The following is a 22,754-nucleotide window of genomic DNA, read 5'->3' on the forward strand; positions in this document are numbered from 1 at the left end:
GAGACCGGCACTTGCTGTTAGAGTTCGAACATGCGTACGACTTACAAGGTGCGGGTCTACCCCACGCCCGAACAGGCGGCGGCGCTGAACCGCACGTTCGGCTGTGTGCGCGTGGTGTGGACGCCCTTCAGGACGGGGAGTAGTCAACAACACAAACTCCCGGAGGGGGCTGTCGGATGGCGGAGTCCAACCGTGACATCCGTTCAACCTCCTAGCATCCGTAGGATTGCGGGGTTTTACTGTCTTTCGTGTTCGTGGGACGTGAAGCGGAGTCAACCGCGCTGGCCAAGGCCCTGGAGACCGGCGGGCTCGCCGAGGTGACCGGGGAGCCCGGCATCGGCAAGACCCATCTGCTGACCGAGTTCGCCCGGGACGCAGGCGAGCGCGGGGTCAAGGTGCTCCGGGGGGTGGCCACCGAGTTCGAACGCGACCTCCCCCACCGGGTCTTCGAGGACGCCATCGGCCCGCTGGGCGGCGGCGACCGGCTGGCGCTGGCCCGGACCGTACGGGAGCACCTCGCCGAGCTCGGCCGGGTGGCGCTGATCCTCGACGACCTCCACTGGGCCGACCCGGCCTCCTGCGAGCTGCTGGCCTACCTGGTCCGGCGGCCCGCCGAGGAGCTGCTCATCGTCTGCGCCTACCGCGACCGGCAGGCCGGCCACCGGCTGCTCGGCGCGCTGGCCGAGGCCGGGCCTGCCGCGATCCCCCACGTCCGGGTCAAAGTGGGGCCGCTGTCGCTGGGCGAGGCGCGCGAGCTGGTCGGCGACCGGCCGGAGCTGCGCGACCTCCACGACGAGAGCGGCGGCAACCCGCTCTACCTGAAGGGCCTGGCGGGCGGGGCCGCCGGGTCGACGCTGACCGGGCTGCTGGCCGGGGAGCTCGCCCGCCTGTCGGACATGGAGTTACGGGCCGCCCAGGCCGGGGCGGTGCTCGGCGACGCCTTCACCCCCGACGACGTGGCGATGCTCGGGCCGGTCCCGGCCGTGCTCGGCGAACTCGCCGCCCGCGACCTCATCCGCGACACCGGCGACGGCCGCTTCCGGTTCCGCCACCCCCTTCTCCGGCAGCTCGTCTACGAGGGCGCCGACCCCGCCTGGCGCATGCTGGCCCACCGGCTGGCCGCCCGCGAGCTGTCCGCGCTGGGCGCGCCGGTCAGGGAGGTGGCCCATCACGTCGCGCGCACCGCCAGCAGGCACGAGCCCGGCGACCTGCCGACGCTGATGGCGGCGGCCCGCGAGGCCGTCAACATCGCCCCCGCCGCCGCGGTCGAGTGGCTGAAGGCGGCCCAGCCCCTGGTGGGCGACCTGACCGACCCGGTCTCCATCCAGCTGCACGTGCTGCTGGCCCAGGCGCTCATCTACGACGGCCGCCTGGAGGACGCCCGCGCGGCCCTGCACGAGCTGCTCCCGCACCTGCCGGTCGGCCACCGCAGCGAACTCGTCGCCGCCTGCGCCGTGGTCGAACGCCTGCTCGGCCGGTACGCCGAAGCCGCCTCCCTGCTCACCAACGAGGCCGCCAAGGGCGGCAAGGGGGCCTGGCTGCACCGCGAGCTGGCCACCCTGTGGCTGCACCTGGGTGACGTGCCCGCCGCGATGACCGACATCGCGGCGGCGGTCGAGGCCGCCGAGAACCCCGAGGAGGAGGCGGCCGGCCATTCGCTGCTCGCCTTCGCCGCCGCCTACGAGGGCGCCCCCGGCCCGGCGGCCGAGGCCGTCGACGCCGCCGCGCACGCCGCCGACGCGCTGAGCGACGCCGCCGCCACCCGCGAGCTGACCGCGCTGACCCGGCTGGTCTGGGCCGAGTCGTTCGTCGAACGGCAGGCCGACGCCGAACGCCACGCCCGCCGCGCGCTGACGCTGGCCCGCTCCCTGTCGCGCAGCGGCCTGCTGGCCGACGTGCTGATGGCGCTCACCCAGCTCTGCGGCCGGACCGGTCAACTGGAGGAGGCGATCAGGTTCGGCGAGGAGGCCGAGGACGTCGCCTGCCAGTCGGGCAGCCCGATCCTGCTGGCGCTGGTGCGGTCGATCCTGGCCGAGTCGGTCGTCTACACCGACGTGCCGCGCGCGGTCAGCCTCGCGACGTGGGCGGCCGACTCGGTGGCCGGCGTCGACGGCTGGTGGTCGGCCAGCACGATCAGCCTGTCGGCGCAGGTGCTGCTGAACTCCGGGGAGCCCGACCGGGCCCGCTGGATGCTGCTGGGCATCGGCGGCGGCGTCGGCATGCCGCAGTGCCAGCCGGGCTACCGGCCGATGTGGCTGGAGACCCTCACCCAGGCGCTGCTCGGCTGCGACGAGGTGGCCTGGGCCAGCGCCGCCGCCAATGCGGCGCTGGCCGCGGCCGGGTCGCTCGCGCTCCCGGCCCAGCGCGCGTTCGCTTCGCGCGCGCTGGCGTGTGTGCGGGCCGCCGAGGGCGACCTCGCGGGGGCCGCGGAGTTCGCGGCGCAGGCCGAAAGCCTGTTCGGCGCCGCCGGGTTCCGGCCCCAGGTCGCCCGTACGCTGATCATGACCGCCCCGTTCCGCGACGACGGCCACAAGGCGCTCGCGATGGCCAAGGCGATCGCCGCCGAGGTCGGCGCGGGGGTGCTGGCCGAGGAGGCCGAGCGCGAGCAGCGCCGCCTGGCCGCGCGCGGCCCCCGCAAGGGAGACCTGCTGACCAAGCGGGAGCGGCAGATCGCCGAGCTGGCCAAGACCGGCCTGACCAGCAAGGAGATCGCCGCCCGCCTGATGCTGAGCAGTCGTACGGTCGACGACCACCTCGCGCACGTCTACCGCAAGCTCGGGGTCTCCTCGCGTACGGCACTGGCCAACGTGCTCGGCCTGTGAGCCTGTGTCTCGGCGGATTCCGAGCGCGAGCCACGACGGCCTTCGGCCGCCGCGTCTCGCTACTTGCCCACCCCAGCCGTCAGACCGGTCTGGATCTGACGCTGGAAGATCACGTAGACGATCAGGATCGGGATGATCGCCATCGACAGGGCGGCGAACAGGCCGGCCCAGTCGGCCTCGTAGCCGGCGCTGGTCGAGATGTTGGCGATGCCCTGGGTGATCAGCCACTTGTCCTGCTTGTCACCCGGGAGCAGCGCGATCGGCAGCAGATACTGGTTCCACTGGCCGATCACGTTGAAGATCGTGATGCTGATCAGGCCGGGTTTGGCCATCGGCAGCATGATCTGGAAGAAGGTGCGGGCGTGCCCGCAGCCGTCCATCATCGCGGCCTCGGCGACCGTCGTCGGCAGCGTCTTGAAGAACGCCGTCAGGAAGAACACCGTGAACGGCATCGAGTAGGCGACGTAGACCAGCACGACACCGGTGTGGGTGCCGAGCAGGCCGACGTTGTCGACCACCTTGTAGAGGGCCGACAGCGCGAGGAACGGCGGGATCGACAGCCCGGCCACGAACAGGGTGTAGATGAGGCGGTTGCCGCGGAACTCGTACCGCGACAGCACGTAGGCCGCCATCGAGCCGAGCAGCATCGTGAAGAAGGTGGAGAAGGCCACCACGATCACGGTGTTGACCAGGTACTCACCGATGCGCGAGGTCTCCCACGCGCGGCCCCACGCGCCCCAGCCCCACTGCTGCGGCAGCGCGAGCGGGCTGTCGCCGAAGATCTCGGTGTTGGTCTTGAACGAGTTGAGGAACGTGTAGACGATCGGCGTCACCGTCAGGATCGTCCAGAGCACGAGCATGACGTGGGAGACGCCGCCGAGCAGCCCCGCAGACTGCTTGCCGGCCTTCGGGCGGACCTCGCGCCGGACCGGGGTGACGGCGGGCGCGGTATCGGTCTTCATCAGTACTCGATCCTCTCGCGCCGGGTGACCCGCAGGGTGAGGGCCGCGAACGTGAGCACCAGGAAGACCAGCGCGACGCCCATCGCGGACGCGTAGCCGAACCGGTAGTAGGTGAAGGTCTGCCGGAAGATCTCCAGCGGCAGCACGGTCGTGGCGTTGTCGGGCCCGCCGCGGTCGATCGAGAGCACCTGAACCAGCGCGAAGGCGTCGAACGCCGCGATGCCCAGATAGACCCAGCCGACCTGGACGGTGTTCCACACCAACGGCAGCGTGATCTTGAAGAACAGCGTGAACCGGTTGGCGCCGTCGAGCGCGGCCGCCTCGAAGATCTCCTTCGGCACCCCGGCCATGCCGGCGCTGAAGAGCACGACGTAGAAGCCGACGCCCTGCCAGACCATCACTCCGATGATCGTCCAGAGCGCGAGGTCGGGCTTGATCAGCCAGCCCACCGGGTCGACCCCGAACCAGCCCAGGACGCTGTTGAGGATGCCCGACTTCTGCGGGTTGAGCACCGCTTGGAACAGCACGCCGACGATGACGACGGCCAGGACCTGCGGGAAGAAGAAGACGACCTTGTAGAAGGACGACCCCCACACGCCGGTGAGCTGCCCGTTCCTCTGCCCGCCCCCGAGGTTGAGCAGGAACGAGAAGAACAGCGCGATCACGATCGTGACCAGCGGCATGACCAGCAGGATCAGCCCGTGGTGCCGGACCGCGGCCCAGAACACCTCGTCGCCGAACAACCGGGTGAAGTTCTCGAACCCGACGTACTGGAAGTCGGGTGAGATTCCACGTGAGTTCGTCAGCGCGAGCTGGAGGGCCTGCAGGTTCGGACTCACGAAGAAGATGATGTAGATCGCCAGCGGCGCGGCCAGGAAGGAGGCGATGAAGCCCCACTTCCTGACCGCGCCCGGCGTCAGCCGGCCACGCCGCATGGGTCACACGTTCCGGGTCTGCTTGATGATCGATTCGTCCGCCTTGGTCTTGTCCGCCGCCTCCTGCATCTTGGTGGCGAACTCCTCGGCGCTGATGCGGCCGAACATCAGGGCGTTGGTCTGCTTGCGCAGCTCGGTCTCGAGCTCCTTGTACCAGCCCTCGAAGGAGGAGAAGGTGACCACGTTGGTGCCGGCGGCGGTCTGCGCGGCGGCGACCGAGGTCAGGCCGGGCGACAGGGTCAGGCCCTCGGTGGCGCCGATGACGACGGTCAGCGACTTGGTCTTCTCGGTGAAGTCGCGCGCGCCCTGCTTCGAGAGCATCTGGCGCAGGTACTCCAGGCCGCCGGCGGCGTTCTTGGCCTTCGACGGCACGATGAAGCCCTCGGCGGCGGCGGCGCGGATCGCCTCGTAGGGCATCTGGTCGGCGGCGGTGACCGAGGGGGTCGGGACCATGGCGTACTCGAAGCCCTCGGGGGTGTCCTTGGCCTGCTCGGCCTCCAGCCACGAGCCCGACGGGTAGAAGGCGACCTTGCCCTGGTTCTGCTGGGTCTGGACCTCGGTGTGGATGAGGCCCTCGTAGGCCGGGTCCATGTACTTGCCGATCTCGGCCCACGCGGCGGCGGCCTGCTTGACGGCGTCGTTGTTCCAGGCGTTGTCGGCCAGGTTGTCGATGTCGAGCAGGATCTTGTTGCCGCCGATCTTCGCGGCCGAGATCAGGATCATCCAGTACGCGTAGTAGGACGCGTTCTTGCCGGCGTAGCCGAACGGCACGATGTTCTTGGCCTTGGCGGCCTCGGCGAAGGTCTTGAACTCGTCGAAGGTCTTCGGCGGGGTCCAGCCCTCCTTCTCGAAGAGCTTGGCGTCGTACCAGAGGCCGTAGGCGGTGTAGACGTAGTTCAGCGTGTACGGCTTGGCGGGGTCGCCGCCCAGGCCCGACTCGATCGTGCCGGGCACGATGACGTCCTTGACCTTCTTGGTCGGGTCGTCGACGCTCGGGGCCTCGAACAGCGGGGTGAGGTCGAGCAGCTGCCCGGCGTTGATCAGGGCGCCGCCGTCGAGGTTGTCGGTGCCGGAGTTGTTGACCACGTCGGGCACGTCGCCGCCGGCGAAGCGCGGGGTGAGGGTCTGCCCGATGGTCTGGATGCCCTGGTGCTTGATCGTCGCGCCCGGGAACGCCTTCTTGTAGAGGGGCTCGTGCGACTGGGTCGCGTACTCGTCGCTGTAGCCGCCCTTGAAGATGACGACTTCGAGCGGGGCGTCGGCCTTGACGTTGAACGGGTTGTTCGCCGAGGCGCTCGCGCCGCCCGCGGAGGGGGCCGCGGCCGAGGGGGCGGCCTCCTGGGAGCCACCGCCACCGGTGGCACAGGCGCTCAGAAAGGGACCGGCGACGAGGGCGGTCAGTCCGACGCGGGCCAGCAGCTGACGGCGCGTGATGTCACGGGGCGTGATGGTCATCCAACTCTCCTGATACCGGGGGGATCAATTAGGAAAGTTTCCTAAACGTTCGTGAACGTACGAGCGAGGCCCAAGCATCGTCAAGGTGTCGAGGTCGGTCTAGACCAACCTGTGACGTGACCGCGATGGTCTGTGTGCCGATCGCGGCGTTTTGCCTGCTTATGGGGGATATTAAACATGGGACGATCCCCTCTTTACATCCGAGCTTTACCGCATCTTATGCCCTATATAGGGGCTACTGGTATAGACCGGCTGCCAGATAATGTGATCGCCATGAAGGAGCTCCAAGAGGAGTTGTGCCGCTATGGTCGCCGCGCCGCCTCCCTCGGCCTGGTCATCGGCACCTCGGGAAACCTCAGCGTGCGCGCCGGCGACCTGGTCACGGTCACCCCGTCGGGCGTGGCCCTCGACGCGCTGACCCCCGACGACTGCCCGGTCCTGACCCTCGACGGCGAGGTCGTCGCCGGATCGCGCGCGCCCTCGTCGGAGACCCCGATGCACCTGTCCCTCTACAGGGCGACCGGCGCCGGGGCGGTGGTCCATACCCATGCCGTGTTCGGCACCGTGGTGGCCTCCACCCTGACCGAACTCCCGCCGATCCACTACAACGCCCTGCTGCTGGGCGGCGCGGTCCGGGTCGCCGAGTACGCCACCTACGGCACCCCCGAACTCGCCGCCAACGTCGTCCGCGCCCTGGAGGGGAAGCAGGCCGCGCTGATGGCCAACCACGGCAGCGTGTCGATCGGCCGCACGCTGGAGGAGGCGTTCGAGGCGACCCGGCTGCTCGAATGGCTGTGCGAGGTGTACGTACGGGCCCTCGGCGTCGGCACGCCGCGCGTCCTCACCGAAGACGAACTGGTCGCGGTGATCGCAAGGGCGAGTAAGGGTTCGGGAAACGCCTGATCGTCGCCCCTTCGAGCCGGGATGCCCATTGGTCGAATGACCTCGGGATCTTCTCGCCAATAGGGGGACACGATGAGGTTGCTCGTCAATGCCGCGATCGCCGCCGGAGTCGCGGTCACGGCCGCCCAGACGCCGGCCGCCGCCGCGCCGAACCCGATCAACACGATCAAGGTTCCGTGCAGCATCAGCGCGCTGCACAACTCCATCACCGCGGCCAACGCGAACACGGCGGTGCTCAAACTGGCGCCGAGCTGCTCCTACAACCTGACCTCACCGCTGCCGACGATCACCGGCCGGGTCACGCTGAAGGGCCTGAACAGCTCGATCAAGCGCGCCTCGACGGCCGGCCCGTTCCGCGTCCTGGACGTGGCCCTCACCGGCGACCTGACCGTCGAGGACGTGTTCGTCATGAACGGCCTGCTCGGCATCGGCGACGGCGCCGGCATCAGGAACGCCGGCAAGCTTCATCTGCGGCGGGTCACGGTGGCCGGCAACTTCGCCCAGCTCGGCAACGGCGCGGGCCTCTACAACTCCGGCCGCGCCACGGTCCGCAACTCGATCTTCACCACCAACCTGGCCCTGGCCGGCACCGGCGCCGGCATCCACAACAACGGCGACCTGCACCTCATCGACAGCACGGTCGCCGGCAACGCGCTCAACGCCCAGGGCGCCGGCATCTTCACCGCCACGGGCCGCACCTCGAAGGTCGTCCGCAGCGTCGTCAACGGCAACCTGAGCGCCTCCCAGACCGGCGCCGGCATCGCCAGCGCGGGCACCACCTCGCTCGACAACACCTGGGTCCGGCTGAACAAGTCGATCGGCGCGGGCGGCGGCGTCCTGGTGCTGCCCGGCGGCGTCGTGACCCTGCACCGCACCGGCGTCCGCGACAACAACCCCGACAACTGCTTCCCGGCGAACGCGGTCCAGGGCTGCGTCAACTAGCGCACCGCCCGGGCGGGTCCCCCCGCTCCCCCCGCGCCGCGCGTCCCGTCACGCCACGCTTCCCGGCAGCCGGTAGATCGGGGCGGGCTCGATCTCCGGGGCCCGTCTCCGGCCCCTGCGCGGGGGTTCCTCCTCGGCGCAGAGGTAGGCGTACATGCCGGCGAGGAGGCGCTGGACGTCGGCGTGGGGGCGTACGACCAGGCGCAGGAAGCGGCTGTTGAAGCCCAGTTTGTTGCCGCACTCGCGGATGTAGACGCCGTGTTCGCGGATCAGGTAGTCGCGCAGTTCGCGGCCGTCGCGGCCCTCCGGCAGCTTGCACAGCACGAAGTTGCCCTGGGACGGGAAGACGGTCAGGCCCGTGAGGGAGGCGAGCTGGCGGATCATCATCTCCCGGTCGTGGGCGACCAGCCGCAGGCTGTGCCGGTATTCGTTCATGTGGGCCTTCAGCATGAAGACCACGACCTCGGCGAAGGAGTTGAGGTTCCACTTCGGCAGCACGCGCCGGACCAGCCCGGCGATCTGCGGGTTGGCCACCAGGTAGCCGAACCGGACGCCGTGCAGGCCGAAGTTCTTGCCGAGGCTCTTCAGCACCACCACGTTGGGCCGGATCACCGCCTCGTCGGCGACGCTGGCCGACGGCTCGGCGTCGACGAACTCGATGAACGACTCGTCGACCACGATCAGGTCGAGGTCGGTCAGCCGGTCGAGCATCCGCACCACCTCGTGGCGGGGCAGGTAGCCGCCGTCAGGGTTGTTCGGGTTGCAGATCACCGCCACCCGCGACCCGCGTTCGCGGATGAACCTGATGTAGCTCTCCACGTCGAGCCGGAAGCGCTGCGACTCCAGCAGCGGGAACATGTCGCAGCGCTTGCCGGTCTCCAGCGGCTGGTCGGTCCAGCGGCCGAAGGTGGGCACCGGCACGGCCAGGCTCTCGCGCACCAGCAGGTGGTCGAGCCAGGTGATCAGCTCGGTCGAGCCGTTGCCCATCGCGATCGTGGAGGGGTTCAGATCGAGGGTGGCGCACAGCTCCTTGGTGATCGTCTCGGCGTCGCTCGGGTAGTACTTGAGCACGTCGACCAGGTTGGCCCGCAGGTCGTCGAACATCGCCGTGGTCGGGAAGTACGGATTGCACGGGATGCAGAAGTCGACCAGGTCGTCACCTGCGGCGCCGCGCCGCAGGGCGAAGTAGGACGGGCTGTGCGCGTCGCTCCGCAGCAACGCGAGGTCTACGGATGCTGTCACGCCGGAGGGTACGCGCCACGCCGCCGCCGCGTTCAGCCGAGCGCGGCTTTGCGGGCCAGCCCGAGGGGCAGGCCGCCGCTCCCGGCGATGCGGTCGTGGAAGCTCTTCAGGTCGCCGGTGTACTCGTCTCTGATCTTCTCGATCTCGATCGCGCCGGTCAGGTAGCTGGGCGCCTGGGTCGGCCAGGCGCAGTAGCGGTTCACCTCGCCCTTGGCGGTGCCGGGCGACAGCGACGCCTTGGTGGCCATGTAGGTCTCGGCCTCGTCGATCGACATCTCGCCGCAGTGCAGGGCGGTGTCGACGACGATGCGGGCGGCCCGCCAGATGCGGCAGTCGAGGTGGGCCAGCTCGGTCTCGGGGGTGTCGTAGTAGCCCTGCTCCCACATGAGCTTCTCGACGTAGAGGCCCCAGCCCTCGACGAAGTAGGGCGTCCGGAACACCTTGCGGATCCGCCGGGAGCTCTCGCCGATGTGGGCCAGGTGCCAGTGGTGCCCGGGGTAGGCCTCGTGGACGGCGATCGAGGGCATCTGCGGCCGCGAGTTGGTGCGCAGCCGCTGCCTGACCTGTTCTTCGGTGAAGTCGTCGGGGGTGTACGGAACGAAGAACACCCCCTCGCGGGCGGTGCTCAGCGGCGGGGGCGCCAGGTAGTTGGCGACCGCGATGATGGGCCGCTGGAACTCCGGCGACGGGAGCACCTGGCAGTGTTCGCCCGCCGGGAAGGTGACCAGGTCGCGGTCGCGCACGTAGCGCCGGGCGCGTTCGGTCTCGGCCTCGTACTCGGCGCGCATGGCTTCGAGGGTGGGCGGGTGGTCGTTCATCAGCGACTCCATGGCGGGACGCCAGGCGTCGAAGCCGAGCTTGCCGGCCACCTCGTTCATGCGGGCGTTGAGCGCCTCCCATTCGGCGACGCCCTTGGCGTGCAGCTCGGCGGCGCCGTAGCCGAGCAGCTCGCGTTCGCGCAGCAGGCCCGAGTAGAGCTCCTCACCCATCCGCCAGGTGCCGCCGGCGGTGAAGTTCTCCAGGAAGGCGACCAGTTCGTCGAAGGCCTGCGCGGCCGGTTCGGCCGCCGCCGCCAGGCGCGCGCGCAGCGCGGGATCGGCGACCTGCGCGGGCAGCGTCTCGGTCAGGAACCTGCGGCCGGTACGCGCCTGCCCCAGCCCCCGGGTGACCAGGAGTTCGGCGGCGAGGTCGGGCGACAGGTTGGCGCGGCAGGCGGCCAGCACGGCGGGCACCTCGCCCAGCCGCGCGATGGCCGCCTCGACGAGGTCGGGTTCCGGAGAGAGCCGCTGCTGGAACGGGGTGAACATGGCCGCGAAGATCGCGTCGAGGTAGGGCGCCGGGGCCCGCCGCCACTCGGGCCAGCGGGCGGTGAGCACCTCGCCGTGCAGGTAGGACAGGGCGAGTTCGAGGTCGATCCGGTCGTCGAGCGAGGGCCCGGGATCGGCGTTGGAGAGGCGGTCGAGCCACAGCTCCGCGGTGCGCTCGCGGCGGATGAACCCCTCTTCGCTGAAGTCGCCCAGAGTGCGGTCGAATCCGGGGGCCCCGAGCAGGGTCGCTCGCACCGGATTGTCCTTGAGGTACCAGTCGACGAACTCGTCCAGCAGCGTCATGCGGCGACCCTACCCCCGACCCCGGTCGCCACAGATGACTGACATCCGCGACACTTAATCGCATAGGTCCCCCCAAAGTAGGAGCAACCAGGTGCCACTTCAGATGACCGGCGCCCCTTCGGATCCCGATCTCATCCGGCTCCCCTGGGACGTCCCCCTCGAAGAGTGGCCCGAGCACCGCCTGGTCGCCCTCCCCCGGGGCATCTCCCGCCACGTCGTCCGGTTCACCCGCATCAACGGCACCGTGTACGCCATCAAGGAGATCAGCGAGCGGTACGCCAAGCGTGAATACCGCCTGCTCTGGGACCTCAACCGGCTCGACACCCCCTCGGTCGAACCGGTGGCCGTGGTGACCGGCCGCGAGAGCAAGACCGGCGAGCGCCTCGACTCGGCCCTCATCACCAGCCACCTGCAGTACTCCCTGCCGTACCGGGCGGTCCTGTCGGGCGCGCTGCGCCCGGAGACCCTGGAGCGGCTGCTCGACGCCCTGGCCGTGCTGATCGTCCGGCTGCACCTGACCGGCTTCTACTGGGGCGACTGCTCGCTGTCGAACACCCTGTTCCGCCGCGACGCTGGCGCGTTCGCCGCCTACCTGGTCGACGCCGAGACCGGCGAGCTCCACCCGATGATCAGCGAGGGCCAGCGCCACCACGACATCGAGGTCGCCCACATCAACATCTACGGCGAACTCCTCGACCTGGAGGCCGGCGACCTGCTGCACCCGTCGATCGACCCGCTGGTCTTCGCCGAGCAGATCGTCGAGCGCTACCACCGCCTGTGGGACGAGCTCAACTCCGACGAGATCATCGAGGAGGTCGACTGGCACAAGGTCGACCAGCGCATCCGCCGCCTCAACACCCTCGGCTTCGACGTGGCCGAGATGATGGTCCGCCGCAAGGCCGGCACCGGCCGCCTGATCGTGCGCCCCAAGGTCGTCGACGCCGGCCACCACCAGCGCCGCCTCCTGCGCCTGACCGGCCTGGACGTCGAGGAGAACCAGGCCCGCCGCCTGCTCAACGACCTCGACTCCTTCACCGTCACCCACGGCCTGCGCCACGAGGACGAGGCGATAGTGGCCCACCGGTGGCTGGCCGAGGTCTACCAGCCGGTGATAAACGCGATCCCGCCGGAGCTGCACCGCAAGCTCGAACGCGCCCAGCTCTACCACGAGGTGCTGGAGCACCGCTGGTTCCTGTCGGAGGCGGCCGGCAAGGACGTCGGCCTGGAGGCGGCGGTCCGCAGCTACATCGACAACGTCCTGGTCCACCGCCCCGACGAGAAGGCCATCATCGGCGCGGAGCTCTGACCTCCGCGCCGAGAACGTGTTCGCGGCCCCAGGCGCCGAGCGGTTCCAGTGCCCCGTTGAGCGAGGCGCCGAGGGGTGTCAGCGAGTATTCGACGCGGGGCGGGACCTCGTCGAACACCTCGCGGTGCACGATGCCGTCGGCCTCCAGCTCCCGCAGGTGGGAGGCGAGCACCTTCTCGGTCACCCCCGGCAGCAGCCTGCGCAGCTCGCCGAAGCGGCGGGCCCGTTCGTCGAGCGCCCAGAGGATGAGCACCTTCCACTTGCCGCCGATCACGTCCATCGCCGCGTCGATCCCGCATTCGTACGACCCCGGCCTCCGCGCGACCACCACGCCCCACCCTCCCCGCCTGCTCACTTACCCCGAGGTGAGCACGCACCTTGAAGTGCGTACTTGAGCGCCCCGGGGCCGGCGACCAGTCTGACCGGCATGGAACTCACACTTCTCGGGCTCGGCGCCATGGGGACCGCGCTCGCCCGCGCGTGGCTCGCCGCCGGATATCCGCTGACTGTCTGGAACCGTACCGCCGGCCGGGCCGCGCCGCTCGCGGCCGAGGGCGCCGCTGTCGCCGCGACGGCCGCCGAGGCGGTGGCCGCGGGTGACCTCGTGGTCGTCTGCCTGCTCGACGACGCCTCGGTCGGCGAGGCCCTGGCCGGCGTCGACCTGACGGGCAAGGACCTGGTCAACCTCACCACCGGCACACCCGCCCAGGCCCGCGCCCGCGCCGAATGGGCCGAGAGCCGGGGCGCCCGCTTCCTCGACGGCGGGATCATGGCGGTCCCGCCGATGATCGGCGTGCCGGAATCGGGGGGTTACGTCCTCTACAGCGGGTCCCGCGCCCTCTTCGACGCCCGGCACGACGCGCTGGCCGTGCCGGCCGGCGCCCGGTACGTCGGCACGGACCCCGGCTTCGCCGCTCTCCACGACGTGGCGCTGCTGAGCGCGATGACCGGGATGTTCGCCGGGGTCTCCCACGCCTTCGCACTGCTCCGCGGGGAGGACCTCGCGCCGAAGGACTTCGCCCCGCTGCTCGTCGAATGGCTCACCGCCATGGCGCCCGCCGCGTACGAGATCGCCGGCCAGCTGGAGAGCGGCGACTACACCGAGGGCGTGGTCTCCAACCTCGCCATGATGGTCGAGGGCAATGCGACGCTGCTGCGCACGGCCGAGGAGCAGCGGGTCAGCGCCGAGCTGCTGATCCCGTTCACGGCACTGATGGAACGCCGCCTCGCCGACGGCCACGCCGACGAGGGCACGACGGGGGTGATCGAGTTGCTCATCCGCTGAGCCGGGCGGCCGCGTCGGCGATGCGGTCCTCGCCGAAGACCTCGATGCCGTTGGCGACCAGGAGGGCCGTCGTCACGCCCGCGCCGGGCAGCGTCCGGCCGCGGAAGCCGCCGTCGTAGACGCGCAGGGAGCCGCACGACGGGCTGCCCTCCTTGAGCACGGCGATCCGGACGCCGAACGACCGGGCGACCGCGAGGCACTGGCGGGCGCCTTCGAGGAAGTGCGCGGTCACGTCATTCCCGTCGGGGGTGAGGATGCGGGCCGCTCCGGCGAGCACCGCCGCGCCGCCCGCCCCGCCCTCGATCTCGGCCGGAGGGCGCGGCACCGGGAGGCCGCCCTCGACCTCGGGGCAGAACGGGACCAGCCGTCCTTCGGCCCGCCAGCCTGCGAGGATGGCGTCGTCGCTGGTCTTGGCCCCGCCGTCGTAGCGGACCCGGCGGCCCATCAGGCAGGCGCTGACGAGAATGCGTTCCACCTCGTCAATTGTGCCGCACGGTTTGCACCGGGTATCAGGTTCCTCCTTCCACTGACAAAGTCTTTATGTCAGGAAACAAACCACCACATGGTGTTTCACTGAGTGATTCTCCGATTTCTCTAAGGTTTGAACCCACCACTTGGCGGGGGTAACCGGATGAGGAGTAGCGGGTGATCGGCATCGAAGACTGCCTGTCCGAGGCGATGGCCATCCCGGGAGCGCTCGGCGCCATCCTGGTCGACCACACCAGCGGGACGGCGCTCGCGATGGAGGGCCTGCCCGACCCGGAGCGGTCGGCGATCGGGCTGAGCGAGACCTTCCGCGCCACGCTCGACGGGCTGGCCCTGTCATCCCCCGATGGAACGGTCCGAATAGACGATCTGATCATCACCACGGACCACGGCTACCAGCTCATCAAGCCGATGGAGACGATGTGGGACGGCCCGTTGCTGATCTGCGTGCGGCTCGACCGCGACCGGGCGAACCTGGCCCTGGCGCGGCGGCGCCTCGACAGCATCTCCCACGAACTGATCGCGTCGTGACCGGTGCCGATCGACGAGATGCTCTCCGAACTGGCGGAGCGCAGGGCGACCGGCGTCCTGAAAGCGGGCCGGAGCGGCACCGTCTATCTGAGCAGGGGCCGGGTCTGTTACGTGGAGTGCGCGCGGACCCCGAGCGTCGAGGAACTGCTGACGGCCTCCGGCCGGCTCACCCTCACCGGGGTGCGGACCGCCCGCCAGACGGCGGCGGCCACCGCCGACGGCGGCGACATGCTGGTCCGGCGCGGTGTGCTCAGCCGTGGCGAACTGCAGCTGTGCGTTCTCGGGGCGACCCTGGACGCCTCCTTCTTCCTGTTCGGCGCGACCGTGCCGAAGCCCAAGTTCCGCGAGGGCGACCGGCACTGGCTGGGGATCCACTGGTTCTTCGACGTGCCGGGCCTCTTCCGGGAATGTCACCGCAGGAGGGCCCGGTTGGACCGCGCCTGGCCATCGGCCGAACTCGACAGCCGCCCGGTGGTGCCGGTGCGGCGCATCCGATCGCGGCACGTGATGCTGACCGCGCTCCAGTGGGAGATCCTGCTCAACGCGGACGCCGAGACCACGCCCATCGAGCTGGCGAAACGGATCGGGCGGCCGGCGTACACGACGCTCCTCGCGGTCCGCGAGATGGCCGCGGCGGGTCTCCTGGAGTGTCCCGAGCCGCCGCCGCGGGAGAAACCCCCGGACCTCCCCAAGCGCGTGGCGGGTCCGGTCCCCCGGGCGCCGGCCGGAGGCGGGGAGGGCCGACGGGCGCAGTCGTCCTATCCCCAGATCAGCGGAGACCCGACGGACGTGAATCTGCTCATCAGGCTGCGGAACGCGCTGGAGGCCTTCCAGTGATCACCCGCCCGTGGCTCAAACGGGCCGGAAGGGGCATCCCGATGGATCTGCGCCGTGAAATTCACGAGGAGATGCTGCTCCTCCGAGGTCGCACGAACGAGATCACCGGCGTCCTCACCTGCACCGTCGACGGCATGCTCGTCTCGGCCGACCTGGCGGAGAACGTCGACCAGACCGCGGCGCTCACCTCGGCCGTGCTCTCGATGAGCCGCCGCATGACCGACCTGACCAGGATCGGCGAACTCGAGGAGACCCTGATCTCCGCCACCCGCGGCTTCACCGCCCACTACGCCGCGGGTCCCAAACTCGTCCTCACCGTGCTGGCCGTACCGGGGGCCAACCTCGGGCTGCTGCGGATCGAGGGCAGGAAGACGGCGGCGAAGATCGCCGCCATCGTCGAACGCGAATGACAGGAGAAGACCCGACATGGCGAACATGGACATCTCCCTCAAGGAGATGATGGCGATCGACGGCGCTATCGGCGCCGCCGTGGTCGACTACAACAGCGGCATGAGCCTCGGCGTGCTGGGCGGGTCGAAAGACCTCGACCTGCAGATCGCCGGAGCCGGCAACACCGAGGTCGTGAAGGCCAAGCTCCGCACGATGGACAGCCTGGGCCTGAAGGACGCGATCGAGGACATCCTCATCACCCTGTCCGGCCAGTACCACATCATCCGCCCGATCACCGGCCGGGGCGGCAAGGGCCTGTTCCTCTACCTCGCCCTCGACCGCGGCCGGGCCAACCTGGCGATGGCCCGGCACCACCTGCGGGCCATCGAGGACAAGCTGGAGATCTGATCGCGTACCGGCGTGAGCCGCTCAGGCGGAGCCCAGGAGCGGCTCACGGTTCTCCTGTGCCGGGAACAGCTTCTCGCCCGGCATGGGCAGCCCGAGGATGCCCGTCACCCGGCGGATCAGCTCGGCGTGCGACCTGATCCCGGGCAGCCGCAGCAGTTCCTCGCCCTTGCGGGTGAGCAGCACGGTCGGGGTCCGGTCGACGCCGACCGAGGCGGCCGCGCCGATCGCGGTCTCGACGTCGACGACGGCGCCGATCAGCTCGTCGTCGTACTCGGCGACGATGCGGTCGATCACGGGAGTGATCCACTCGCTGGCCAGGCAGTCGGTTCCGGTGAAGGTGAGGAGCACCGGAGCCGGCCCCATGATCAGTGAGGCGAGGTCGCGCTCCCCGGTGACGATCCGGCGCCGGGGCGCGACCCGGCTCGGCCGGTCGGGGCCGGTGAGCATCCGCGCGTACGCGTCCGCCAGCCTCGGCGGGCCCGACAGGCCGTTGACGGCCAGGCCGTGGAACAGCAGGCGGGCGCAGTCGGACCGGGAGACCTCGTCGAGGTCGATCTCCTTCAGCGGCGGCGCGAACGACAGCACCGCCTCGCAGTCGACCGGCCCGGCCAGCGACAGGATGGCCAGCGACTCGGTCGACCCGAGCCGCCACAGGCAGCCCTTCTCCATGTTCTCGGTGCCCAGCCGCAGGTAGCGCAGCCCCGTCATGCCGCCGAGGGCGCCGAGGCCGTGGCCGCGTACCTCACCCCCGGAGACGCCGACCACCGCGGCCGAGGTGCGGGCGATGTGACCGAACGCGGCGTCGGTGATCGAGGCCCCGCCGAGCTTCACCTTGATCAGCGGGCTGTTCTCCGGCAGCGGCACGTCGCCGGTGATGTTGGGCGACCAGAGCTCCAGGCTTTCGAGCGTGGTGAGGCCCTGAATCGCGCGCACCCCCTCGTCGGTGAACTTCCCGGTCACCGCCAGGTCGCGTAGCGCCGACCGCTTGGCGATCAGCCGCAGGTCGTCGTCGCAGACGCCGCTCAGCCGCAGGCCCGTCACCTCGGGCACCTCGCCCAGACGTTCGGTCGTCGCGGCCACGTAGGCCAGCTCGACGTCGCCGGGGACGGGGATCTCTCCCGTGGGCCGGAACTCCCCCATCATCTGCCCGGCCGGTCGATCACCGACCACGACGAAGTGGACCTCGCCCGGCAAGGCCGTCTCAGGGAATCTCAGCACACGCTCCATTCGCGAAGAATCCCCAGGTCAGCGCCCTTACCAAACGCCTTGGAAGGTACGTTGGAAGCAATGACCCTCCGAGCGTGTTTTTATGGGGCATATGGCGAATCCGGCGATCCTGACGGTGGACGACGACCCCGCGGTGTCCCGCGCGGTCTCCCGTGACCTGCGACGGCGCTACGGCGACCGTTACCGCATCGTGCGGGCCGACTCTGGAGAGGCGGCCCTGGAGGCGTTGCGGGAGATCAAGCTGCGCGGGGAGCAGGTCGCCGTCCTGGTGGCCGACTACCGGATGCCGCAGATGAACGGCATCCAGTTCCTCGAAGCGGCCATGGACCTCTTTCCGCTGGCCAGACGTATTCTTTTGACCGCCTATGCCGACACGGAAGCGGCCATCGACGCGATCAACCTGGTCGACGTCGACCACTATCTGCTCAAGCCGTGGAACCCGCCGGAGGAGAAGCTCTACCCGGTCATCGACGCCCTGCTCGACGCCTGGATCGCCACCCCCGACCGTCCGGTGACCGAGATCCGCGTCGTCGGGCACCGGTGGTCGGCCGAGTCGTACGCCGTGCGCGACTTCCTGGCCCGGAACCTGGTGTCCTACCGGTGGCTGCTGGCCGACGACCCCGAGGGGCGCCGCCTGCTGACCGCCGCCGGGCTGACCGAGAACGACGTGCCCCTGGTGGTGACCCCCGACGGCAAGTCGCTGGTGCAGCCGTCGGAGATCGACCTGGCCCCCCATGTGGGCCTGACGACCACGCCGGCCAGCGACTTCTACGACCTGGTGGTCGTGGGCGCGGGCCCGGCGGGGCTGGGCGCGGCGGTCTACGGGGCGTCCGAGGGGCTGCGTACCGTCCTGATCGAGCAGCGGGCCACCGGCGGCCAGGCCGGGCAGAGCAGCCGCATCGAGAACTACCTGGGCTTCCCCGACGGGGTGAGCGGCGCGCAGCTGACCGAGCGGGCCCGCAGGCAGGCCCTGAAGTTCGGCACCGAACTGCTCAGCGCCCGCGAGGCGGTCGCGCTGGAGGCGGGCGGGTCGACCCGGGTGCTGCGCTTCGACGACGGCACCTCGATCGCCGCCCACACCGTGGTGCTGGCGACCGGCGTCTCCTACCGGATGCTGCGGGCCCCCGGTCTGGAGGGCTTCACCGGCCGGGGCGTCTTCTACGGCTCGGCCTCCACCGAGGCCCCTTCGTGCCTCGACCAGGACGTCTACATCGTCGGCGGCGCCAACTCGGCCGGCCAGGCGGCGGTCTACTTCTCCCGGTACGCCGCCCGCGTGCACATCCTGATCCGCGGCGACAGCCTCGAACGGTCGATGTCGAGCTACCTGATCAAGCAGATCGCCGCCCACCCGACGATCCAGGTCCACCCCTACACGGAGATCTGCCAGGCGGAGGGCGACGAGCACCTCGAACGGCTGACGCTGCGCGACACCCGTACGAACCAGATCCGGACCGCCGAGACGACCTGGTGCTTCATCTTCATCGGCGCCGAGCCCCGCACGGCCTGGCTCGACTCCGTCGTCGAACGCGACCGGCACGGCTTCGTGCTGACCGGGCCCGACCTGCTGAGCGGCGGGCAGCGCCCCGCCGGATGGGCCCTGCCGCGCGACCCCTATCACCTGGAGAGCAGCATGCCCGGCGTCTTCGCGGCGGGCGACGTGCGCTCCGAATCGGTCAAACGCGTCGCCTCCGCAGTGGGCGAGGGCGCCATGGCCGTCTCCCTCATCCATCGTTATCTGGAGGCGCAATGAGCGACCTTCTGACCCCGGACGACCTCCGCGGCCTGTTCCTCTTCGAGTCCCTCAACGACGACCAGCTCCGGCTGATCGCCGACTGCGGCGTCGTCGTCCGTTATCCGGCCGGCACGCTCGTGTACGAGGAGGGGCTGCCCGCGACGTGTTTCATGGTCCTCCTCGAAGGCACGATCACCCTGAGCCGGCGCGTGCGCGGCGACGACGTCGAGTTCCTCCGCAGCGACCAGCGCGGCGCCTACGGCGGGGCGACCCAGGCCTACATGGGCAAACGGGACGAACAGACCTACAACAACTCGATGCTCGCGCTGACCGACGTGACCATCTACGAGATCCCCGCCGACTCCTTCGCCGAGTGGACCCGGTCGTGGTTCCCGATGGCGATGCACCTGCTGGAGGGCCTGTTCGTCGGCATGCAGACCACGCAGACCGTGGTCGGGGAGCGCGAGCGCCTGCTCGCCCTCGGCGCCCTGTCGGCCGGCCTCACCCACGAGCTGAACAACCCCGCCGCCGCGGCGGTCCGGGCCACCTCGATCCTGCGGGAACGGGTCGCCGGGATGCGCCACAAGCTGGGCATGATCGCCGACGGCAAGATCGACGGCGGGCGGCTGCACAAGCTCGTCGAGCTCCAGGAGATCGCGGTCAAGCGGGCCGCCTCGGCCCCCGAACTGAGCGCCCTGCAGACCTCCGACGCCGAGAGCGCCCTGGAGGACTGGCTCGACGACCACGACATCGCCGGGTCGTGGGACATCGCGTCCACCCTGGTCGCCGGCGGGATCGACGCCGAGTGGCTGGAGATCGTCGACTCGTGCGTCGGCGAGGGGAACCTCGAGGGGGCGATCCGGTGGCTGACGTACACGATCGACACCGAGCTCCTGATGGGTGAGATCGACGACGCCGTCTCCCGCATCTCGGGCCTGGTCTCGGCCGCCAAGCAGTACTCCCAGCTCGACCGCGCCCCGCACCAGACCGTCGACGTGCACGACCTGCTCGACGCGACGCTGACCATGCTCCAGGCGAAGATCCCCGAAGGGGTGCGCCTGGTCAGGAACTACGACCGCACGCTGCCGCCCATCCCGGCCTACGCGGCCGAGCTGAACCAGGTGTGGACCAACCTGATCGACAACGCGATCGGCGCCATGGAGGGCTCCGGCACGCTGACGATCTCGACGTGCCGCGACGGCGAGAACGTGGCGGTCGACATAGAGGACACCGGGCACGGCATCCCCCCGGAGGTCCGGCCGCACATCTTCGAGCCCTTCTTCACCACCAAGGCGGTCGGCGAGGGGACCGGGCTGGGCCTCGACATCTCCTACCGGATCGTGGTGAAGAAGCACCACGGCGACATCCGGGTCGACTCCCGGCCGGGACGCACCAACTTCCGCGTGCTGCTGCCCCTGGAAGACTCCTGAGGTTCAGCCGGCAGGCCGCTTCGGCCGCAGCAGCAGCACCAGGCCTCCGGCGGCCACGGTGAGCCCGCCCAGCGCGTAGGGCCAGGCCGGTCGCGTCTCCGGCGGGGCGGCCGCCTTCGGGATGGGGGTGACCCCCGGCACCGGCCGGAACGGGGTGCCCCACGGGTGGCCCGGCGGTTTGATCGCGCCCCACGGGTCGGGCATGTCCGCCACCCGCATCGGGTCGTACTCCGGCGGCGAGAGCTCCAGGCCGCCCGGGACGGTCAGCGTGCCGATGTCGTCGTGCCCGTAGTAGCCGAGCAGCCCCTCGACCTTCCACTCCCCCGCGGGCAGGATGATCGAGGTGGCGTAGTGGGAGGGCTCGGCGAGCCGGACGCCCGTGAAGTCGTACCTCTCCCCGTTACGGCTGAAGCGGAGCGTGGTGTCGCCGAACGCCTCGTCCCTGATGGGCTCGGTGCCCAGGGCCAGCACCCAGTAGCCGATCGTGTGGGCGACGCCGGGCCGGATCTCGGGGATGGGGTCGAACTCGGTGGACGCGAACCCTCCGGCGGCGGCCGGGAGCGGCACGTACAGCAGGGACAGGACGCCCAGCAGCACCGCGAGTCTTCGGATCATGTCCCTGATACCCGCGTCCGGGCCGGAAGGTTCCCGTGTCAACCCGGGGGCGGTCCCGCGGCGTGTCCCCGGCAGACAACCGGAGAAACGAAGGGAGCGCGGGTGGATGCGGATTTCGCGGACTTCGTCCGCCGCCGGGGCGACCACCACCTGAGGACCGCCGTGCTGCTCACCGGCGACTGGCACGCGGCCGAGGATCTCGTGCAGACCTCGCTCGGGAAGCTCCTGGCGGTGTGGGACCGGCTCGACACCACGACCGGGCCGGACGCTTACCTGCGCAAGATCATGGTCAACACGCATCGGTCGTGGTGGCGGGCCCGGTGGCGGCGGGAGATCCCCCGGGCCGAACTGCCCGACACGGCCGCTTCCGGCGACCTGTCGGAGGGGCGGGCGGTGGCCGAGGAGGTGCGGGCGGCGTTACGGCGGCTGCCGGCGCGGCAGCGGACCGCGCTGGTGCTGCGGTTCTTCGCCGACCTCCCGGAGGCGGAGGTGGCCGGGCTCATGGGGTGCTCGGTGGGGAGCGTCAAAGCGCACGTGCACAGGGGCCTGAAGGCGATGCGGCGGCTGGTCAACCGGACCGAGGACGAAGGGAGTGTGCTCCGGTGAACGATCGACACGAGGAGACTTTCATGCCGGAGAACGAACTGCGCACCCTGCTGGCCGAGGCCAGCGCCGACCGCCCGCCGGGCGTCCGGGTCCTGCCGGTCGCCCGCCGTCCGCGGCGGATGTGGCTCCCGCTCGCCGCCGCCGCGGCGGCGGCCGCGACGGCGGTGGTCCTGGTGCTGCCGGGGACGACGCCGTCGGCCGACGCCCAGGTGGCGGCGGCGGTCGACGCGACCTCGTCGGAGAGCTACCGGATCGACACGGTGTCCGGGGACAAGACCTTCACCGGGGCCTTCGACCCCGAGCGGCGGGTGGGGGTCATCGTCAGGAACGACGGCGCCGAGACCCGGTTCGTCGGCGACACGGTGTACGGGAAGGACCCCGGCGAGACGACGTGGTTCGCCGGGCCGCGCCCCGACGACGAGCTGGCGAACGCGCCGGCCGCCGTCGGGCTGGTGAAGCTGATGCCGCTCGACCCGCCCGCGGCGCTGCGCAAACTGCGCGCGGCGACCGAGGTGACCGAGCAGGGCCCGGCGACCGGGAACGGGTGGACCGGCACCCGGTTCGCCTTCACCCTGCCCGACAAGATCTCCGGCCTGGTCGACGTCGACGACCAGGACCGGATCAGGCGCCTGGAGGTGACCTTCGCCAGTGAGGGCCACACGAACGTGCTGGAGTTCAGCGACTTCGGCACGCCCGTGACGGTCGAGGCCCCGCCTCAGAACCAGATCTCGGCCGAGCCCAGGGACAAGCACGCCGGCGAGGTGTCCAAGCCCGTCGACACCGCGTCGCCCGTGAAGTCGCCCGTGAAGTCGCCCGTGAAGCCGCCCGTGAAGCCGTGACCTGAGGTGCCGGCGCCGGTCAGCTCCGGGAGATGACGAACGTGTCCTCCTGGTCGCCGGCCGACGGCGGCACCGGTCCCCGCCGCCGGAACCGCCCGGCCAGGAAGACCGCCACCGCTCCCACGGCCACGCCGCCGGCCGCCCAGCCCCACGGCAGGCCCTCGTCCGCGCGCTCCGCCGGTGCGGGAGCC

Annotated in this window: 23 protein-coding genes; 14 read left to right on the plus strand and 9 right to left on the minus strand. The window is 70.5% G+C overall.

The window, feature by feature from the left end; translation table 11 throughout:
* Positions 1-30: 30 nt before the first annotated feature.
* Positions 31-321, plus strand: coding sequence for a helix-turn-helix domain-containing protein (locus tag FDA94_RS41560; protein WP_246060019.1), 291 nt, complete (start codon positions 31-33; stop codon positions 319-321).
* The gene (locus tag FDA94_RS18235) at positions 249-2,822 is read left to right on the plus strand and encodes a helix-turn-helix transcriptional regulator (protein WP_137248262.1); all 2,574 of its coding nucleotides are present in this window, start codon (positions 249-251) and stop codon (positions 2,820-2,822) included. The genes FDA94_RS41560 and FDA94_RS18235 overlap by 73 nt, the downstream gene beginning before the upstream one ends.
* 59 nt (positions 2,823-2,881) lie before the next feature.
* Here FDA94_RS18235 and FDA94_RS18240 read toward each other — a convergent pair whose 3' ends face one another.
* From FDA94_RS18240 to ngcE, 3 genes are read right to left on the minus strand one after another with little or no spacing between them, the layout of a single operon-like run.
* On the minus strand, positions 2,882-3,784 hold the full coding sequence (locus FDA94_RS18240; RefSeq protein ID WP_137248263.1) for a carbohydrate ABC transporter permease: 903 nt from the start codon (positions 3,782-3,784) through the stop codon (positions 2,882-2,884).
* On the minus strand, positions 3,784-4,719 hold the full coding sequence (locus tag FDA94_RS18245; RefSeq protein ID WP_137248264.1) for a carbohydrate ABC transporter permease: 936 nt from the start codon (positions 4,717-4,719) through the stop codon (positions 3,784-3,786). Before FDA94_RS18245 ends, FDA94_RS18240 begins: the two co-directional genes overlap by 1 nt.
* Before the next feature lie 3 nt (positions 4,720-4,722).
* Positions 4,723-6,174 (minus strand): N-acetylglucosamine/diacetylchitobiose ABC transporter substrate-binding protein, encoded by a 1,452-nt coding sequence (gene ngcE, locus FDA94_RS18250; RefSeq protein ID WP_137248265.1) that lies wholly within the window; start codon positions 6,172-6,174, stop codon positions 4,723-4,725.
* Positions 6,175-6,447: 273 nt separating this feature from the next.
* Here ngcE and FDA94_RS18255 point away from each other — a divergent pair, with 273 nt between their 5' ends.
* Positions 6,448-7,077, plus strand: coding sequence for a class II aldolase/adducin family protein (locus tag FDA94_RS18255; protein ID WP_137248266.1), 630 nt, complete (start codon positions 6,448-6,450; stop codon positions 7,075-7,077).
* Positions 7,078-7,149: 72 nt separating this feature from the next.
* The gene (locus tag FDA94_RS18260) at positions 7,150-8,019 is read left to right on the plus strand and encodes a hypothetical protein (protein WP_137248267.1); all 870 of its coding nucleotides are present in this window, start codon (positions 7,150-7,152) and stop codon (positions 8,017-8,019) included.
* 48 nt (positions 8,020-8,067) lie between these two features.
* Here FDA94_RS18260 and FDA94_RS18265 read toward each other — a convergent pair whose 3' ends face one another.
* Both FDA94_RS18265 and FDA94_RS18270 read right to left on the minus strand, forming a co-directional pair.
* Positions 8,068-9,261 carry a pyridoxal phosphate-dependent aminotransferase gene (locus tag FDA94_RS18265; protein WP_137248268.1) on the minus strand — a complete coding sequence of 398 codons (1,194 nt, stop codon included), beginning with the start codon at positions 9,259-9,261 and terminating at the stop codon, positions 8,068-8,070.
* Between the two features lie 32 nt (positions 9,262-9,293).
* Entirely contained in the window at positions 9,294-10,871 is a 1,578-nt protein-coding gene (locus tag FDA94_RS18270; protein ID WP_137248269.1) for a DUF885 domain-containing protein, read from the minus strand.
* 91 nt (positions 10,872-10,962) lie between these two features.
* On the opposite strand from FDA94_RS18270, the gene FDA94_RS18275 reads away from it, so the two are divergent.
* Complete coding sequence (locus FDA94_RS18275) at positions 10,963-12,177, plus strand: DUF4032 domain-containing protein (RefSeq protein ID WP_212735377.1); 1,215 nt, start codon at positions 10,963-10,965, stop codon at positions 12,175-12,177.
* Here the strand turns inward: FDA94_RS18275 and FDA94_RS18280 are convergent.
* A complete protein-coding gene (locus FDA94_RS18280) occupies positions 12,158-12,508 on the minus strand; it encodes a winged helix-turn-helix transcriptional regulator (RefSeq protein ID WP_137248295.1) in 351 nt (116 codons plus the stop codon). The two genes, FDA94_RS18275 and FDA94_RS18280, sit on opposite strands and share 20 nt — an antisense overlap.
* 96 nt (positions 12,509-12,604) lie before the next feature.
* On the opposite strand from FDA94_RS18280, the gene FDA94_RS18285 reads away from it, so the two are divergent.
* Entirely contained in the window at positions 12,605-13,462 is an 858-nt protein-coding gene (locus tag FDA94_RS18285) for an NAD(P)-dependent oxidoreductase (RefSeq protein WP_137248270.1), read from the plus strand.
* Here the strand turns inward: FDA94_RS18285 and FDA94_RS18290 are convergent.
* Entirely contained in the window at positions 13,452-13,937 is a 486-nt protein-coding gene (locus tag FDA94_RS18290) for a 2-thiouracil desulfurase family protein (protein WP_137248271.1), read from the minus strand. The two genes, FDA94_RS18285 and FDA94_RS18290, sit on opposite strands and share 11 nt — an antisense overlap.
* A gap of 170 nt (positions 13,938-14,107) precedes the next feature.
* Between FDA94_RS18290 and FDA94_RS18295 the strand changes: the two genes are divergently transcribed.
* From FDA94_RS18295 to FDA94_RS18310, 4 genes are read left to right on the plus strand one after another with little or no spacing between them, the layout of a single operon-like run.
* Positions 14,108-14,479 carry a roadblock/LC7 domain-containing protein gene (locus FDA94_RS18295; RefSeq protein ID WP_137248272.1) on the plus strand — a complete coding sequence of 124 codons (372 nt, stop codon included), beginning with the start codon at positions 14,108-14,110 and terminating at the stop codon, positions 14,477-14,479.
* A gap of 3 nt (positions 14,480-14,482) precedes the next feature.
* Complete coding sequence (locus FDA94_RS18300) at positions 14,483-15,316, plus strand: transcriptional regulator (protein WP_137248273.1); 834 nt, start codon at positions 14,483-14,485, stop codon at positions 15,314-15,316.
* Positions 15,317-15,357: 41 nt separating this feature from the next.
* Entirely contained in the window at positions 15,358-15,726 is a 369-nt protein-coding gene (locus tag FDA94_RS18305) for a roadblock/LC7 domain-containing protein (RefSeq protein WP_030455947.1), read from the plus strand.
* A gap of 16 nt (positions 15,727-15,742) precedes the next feature.
* Positions 15,743-16,114 carry a hypothetical protein gene (locus FDA94_RS18310; RefSeq protein WP_137248274.1) on the plus strand — a complete coding sequence of 124 codons (372 nt, stop codon included), beginning with the start codon at positions 15,743-15,745 and terminating at the stop codon, positions 16,112-16,114.
* Positions 16,115-16,135: 21 nt separating this feature from the next.
* Here FDA94_RS18310 and FDA94_RS18315 read toward each other — a convergent pair whose 3' ends face one another.
* A complete protein-coding gene (locus tag FDA94_RS18315; RefSeq protein WP_137248275.1) occupies positions 16,136-17,332 on the minus strand; it encodes a thioredoxin family protein in 1,197 nt (398 codons plus the stop codon).
* A gap of 100 nt (positions 17,333-17,432) precedes the next feature.
* Here FDA94_RS18315 and FDA94_RS18320 point away from each other — a divergent pair, with 100 nt between their 5' ends.
* The gene (locus tag FDA94_RS18320; RefSeq protein WP_137248276.1) at positions 17,433-19,091 is read left to right on the plus strand and encodes an NAD(P)/FAD-dependent oxidoreductase; all 1,659 of its coding nucleotides are present in this window, start codon (positions 17,433-17,435) and stop codon (positions 19,089-19,091) included.
* Complete coding sequence (locus FDA94_RS18325) at positions 19,088-20,503, plus strand: ATP-binding protein (protein WP_137248277.1); 1,416 nt, start codon at positions 19,088-19,090, stop codon at positions 20,501-20,503. Before FDA94_RS18320 ends, FDA94_RS18325 begins: the two co-directional genes overlap by 4 nt.
* 3 nt (positions 20,504-20,506) lie before the next feature.
* On the opposite strand, the gene FDA94_RS39270 is transcribed toward FDA94_RS18325, so the two are convergent.
* Positions 20,507-21,118 carry a hypothetical protein gene (locus FDA94_RS39270; protein ID WP_170991003.1) on the minus strand — a complete coding sequence of 204 codons (612 nt, stop codon included), beginning with the start codon at positions 21,116-21,118 and terminating at the stop codon, positions 20,507-20,509.
* Positions 21,119-21,220: 102 nt separating this feature from the next.
* Here FDA94_RS39270 and FDA94_RS39275 point away from each other — a divergent pair, with 102 nt between their 5' ends.
* Together FDA94_RS39275 and FDA94_RS18340 are read left to right on the plus strand one after the other, a co-directional pair.
* Complete coding sequence (locus tag FDA94_RS39275) at positions 21,221-21,724, plus strand: SigE family RNA polymerase sigma factor (RefSeq protein WP_170991004.1); 504 nt, start codon at positions 21,221-21,223, stop codon at positions 21,722-21,724.
* Positions 21,725-21,747: 23 nt separating this feature from the next.
* Complete coding sequence (locus FDA94_RS18340; RefSeq protein WP_137248280.1) at positions 21,748-22,563, plus strand: hypothetical protein; 816 nt, start codon at positions 21,748-21,750, stop codon at positions 22,561-22,563.
* Positions 22,564-22,754 lie beyond the last annotated feature (191 nt).

It is taken from the genome of Herbidospora galbida (assembly GCF_005233835.1).
Taxonomy (GTDB): Bacteria; Actinomycetota; Actinomycetes; order Streptosporangiales; family Streptosporangiaceae; genus Herbidospora; species Herbidospora galbida.

Coding starts and splice junctions, on each gene's coding strand:
- FDA94_RS18260 (WP_137248267.1), top strand. CDS start 7,150: ATGAGGTTGCTCGTCAATGCCGCGATCGCCGCCGGAGTCGCGGTCACG.
- FDA94_RS18240 (WP_137248263.1), bottom strand. CDS start 3,784: ATGAAGACCGATACCGCGCCCGCCGTCACCCCGGTCCGGCGCGAGGTC.
- FDA94_RS18320 (WP_137248276.1), top strand. CDS start 17,433: ATGGCGAATCCGGCGATCCTGACGGTGGACGACGACCCCGCGGTGTCC.
- FDA94_RS18305 (WP_030455947.1), top strand. CDS start 15,358: ATGGATCTGCGCCGTGAAATTCACGAGGAGATGCTGCTCCTCCGAGGT.
- FDA94_RS39270 (WP_170991003.1), bottom strand. CDS start 21,118: ATGATCCGAAGACTCGCGGTGCTGCTGGGCGTCCTGTCCCTGCTGTAC.
- FDA94_RS18340 (WP_137248280.1), top strand. CDS start 21,748: ATGCCGGAGAACGAACTGCGCACCCTGCTGGCCGAGGCCAGCGCCGAC.
- FDA94_RS41560 (WP_246060019.1), top strand. CDS start 31: ATGCGTACGACTTACAAGGTGCGGGTCTACCCCACGCCCGAACAGGCG.
- FDA94_RS18270 (WP_137248269.1), bottom strand. CDS start 10,871: ATGACGCTGCTGGACGAGTTCGTCGACTGGTACCTCAAGGACAATCCG.
- FDA94_RS18285 (WP_137248270.1), top strand. CDS start 12,605: ATGGAACTCACACTTCTCGGGCTCGGCGCCATGGGGACCGCGCTCGCC.
- FDA94_RS18310 (WP_137248274.1), top strand. CDS start 15,743: ATGGCGAACATGGACATCTCCCTCAAGGAGATGATGGCGATCGACGGC.
- ngcE (WP_137248265.1), bottom strand. CDS start 6,174: ATGACCATCACGCCCCGTGACATCACGCGCCGTCAGCTGCTGGCCCGC.
- FDA94_RS18245 (WP_137248264.1), bottom strand. CDS start 4,719: ATGCGGCGTGGCCGGCTGACGCCGGGCGCGGTCAGGAAGTGGGGCTTC.
- FDA94_RS18255 (WP_137248266.1), top strand. CDS start 6,448: ATGAAGGAGCTCCAAGAGGAGTTGTGCCGCTATGGTCGCCGCGCCGCC.
- FDA94_RS18325 (WP_137248277.1), top strand. CDS start 19,088: ATGAGCGACCTTCTGACCCCGGACGACCTCCGCGGCCTGTTCCTCTTC.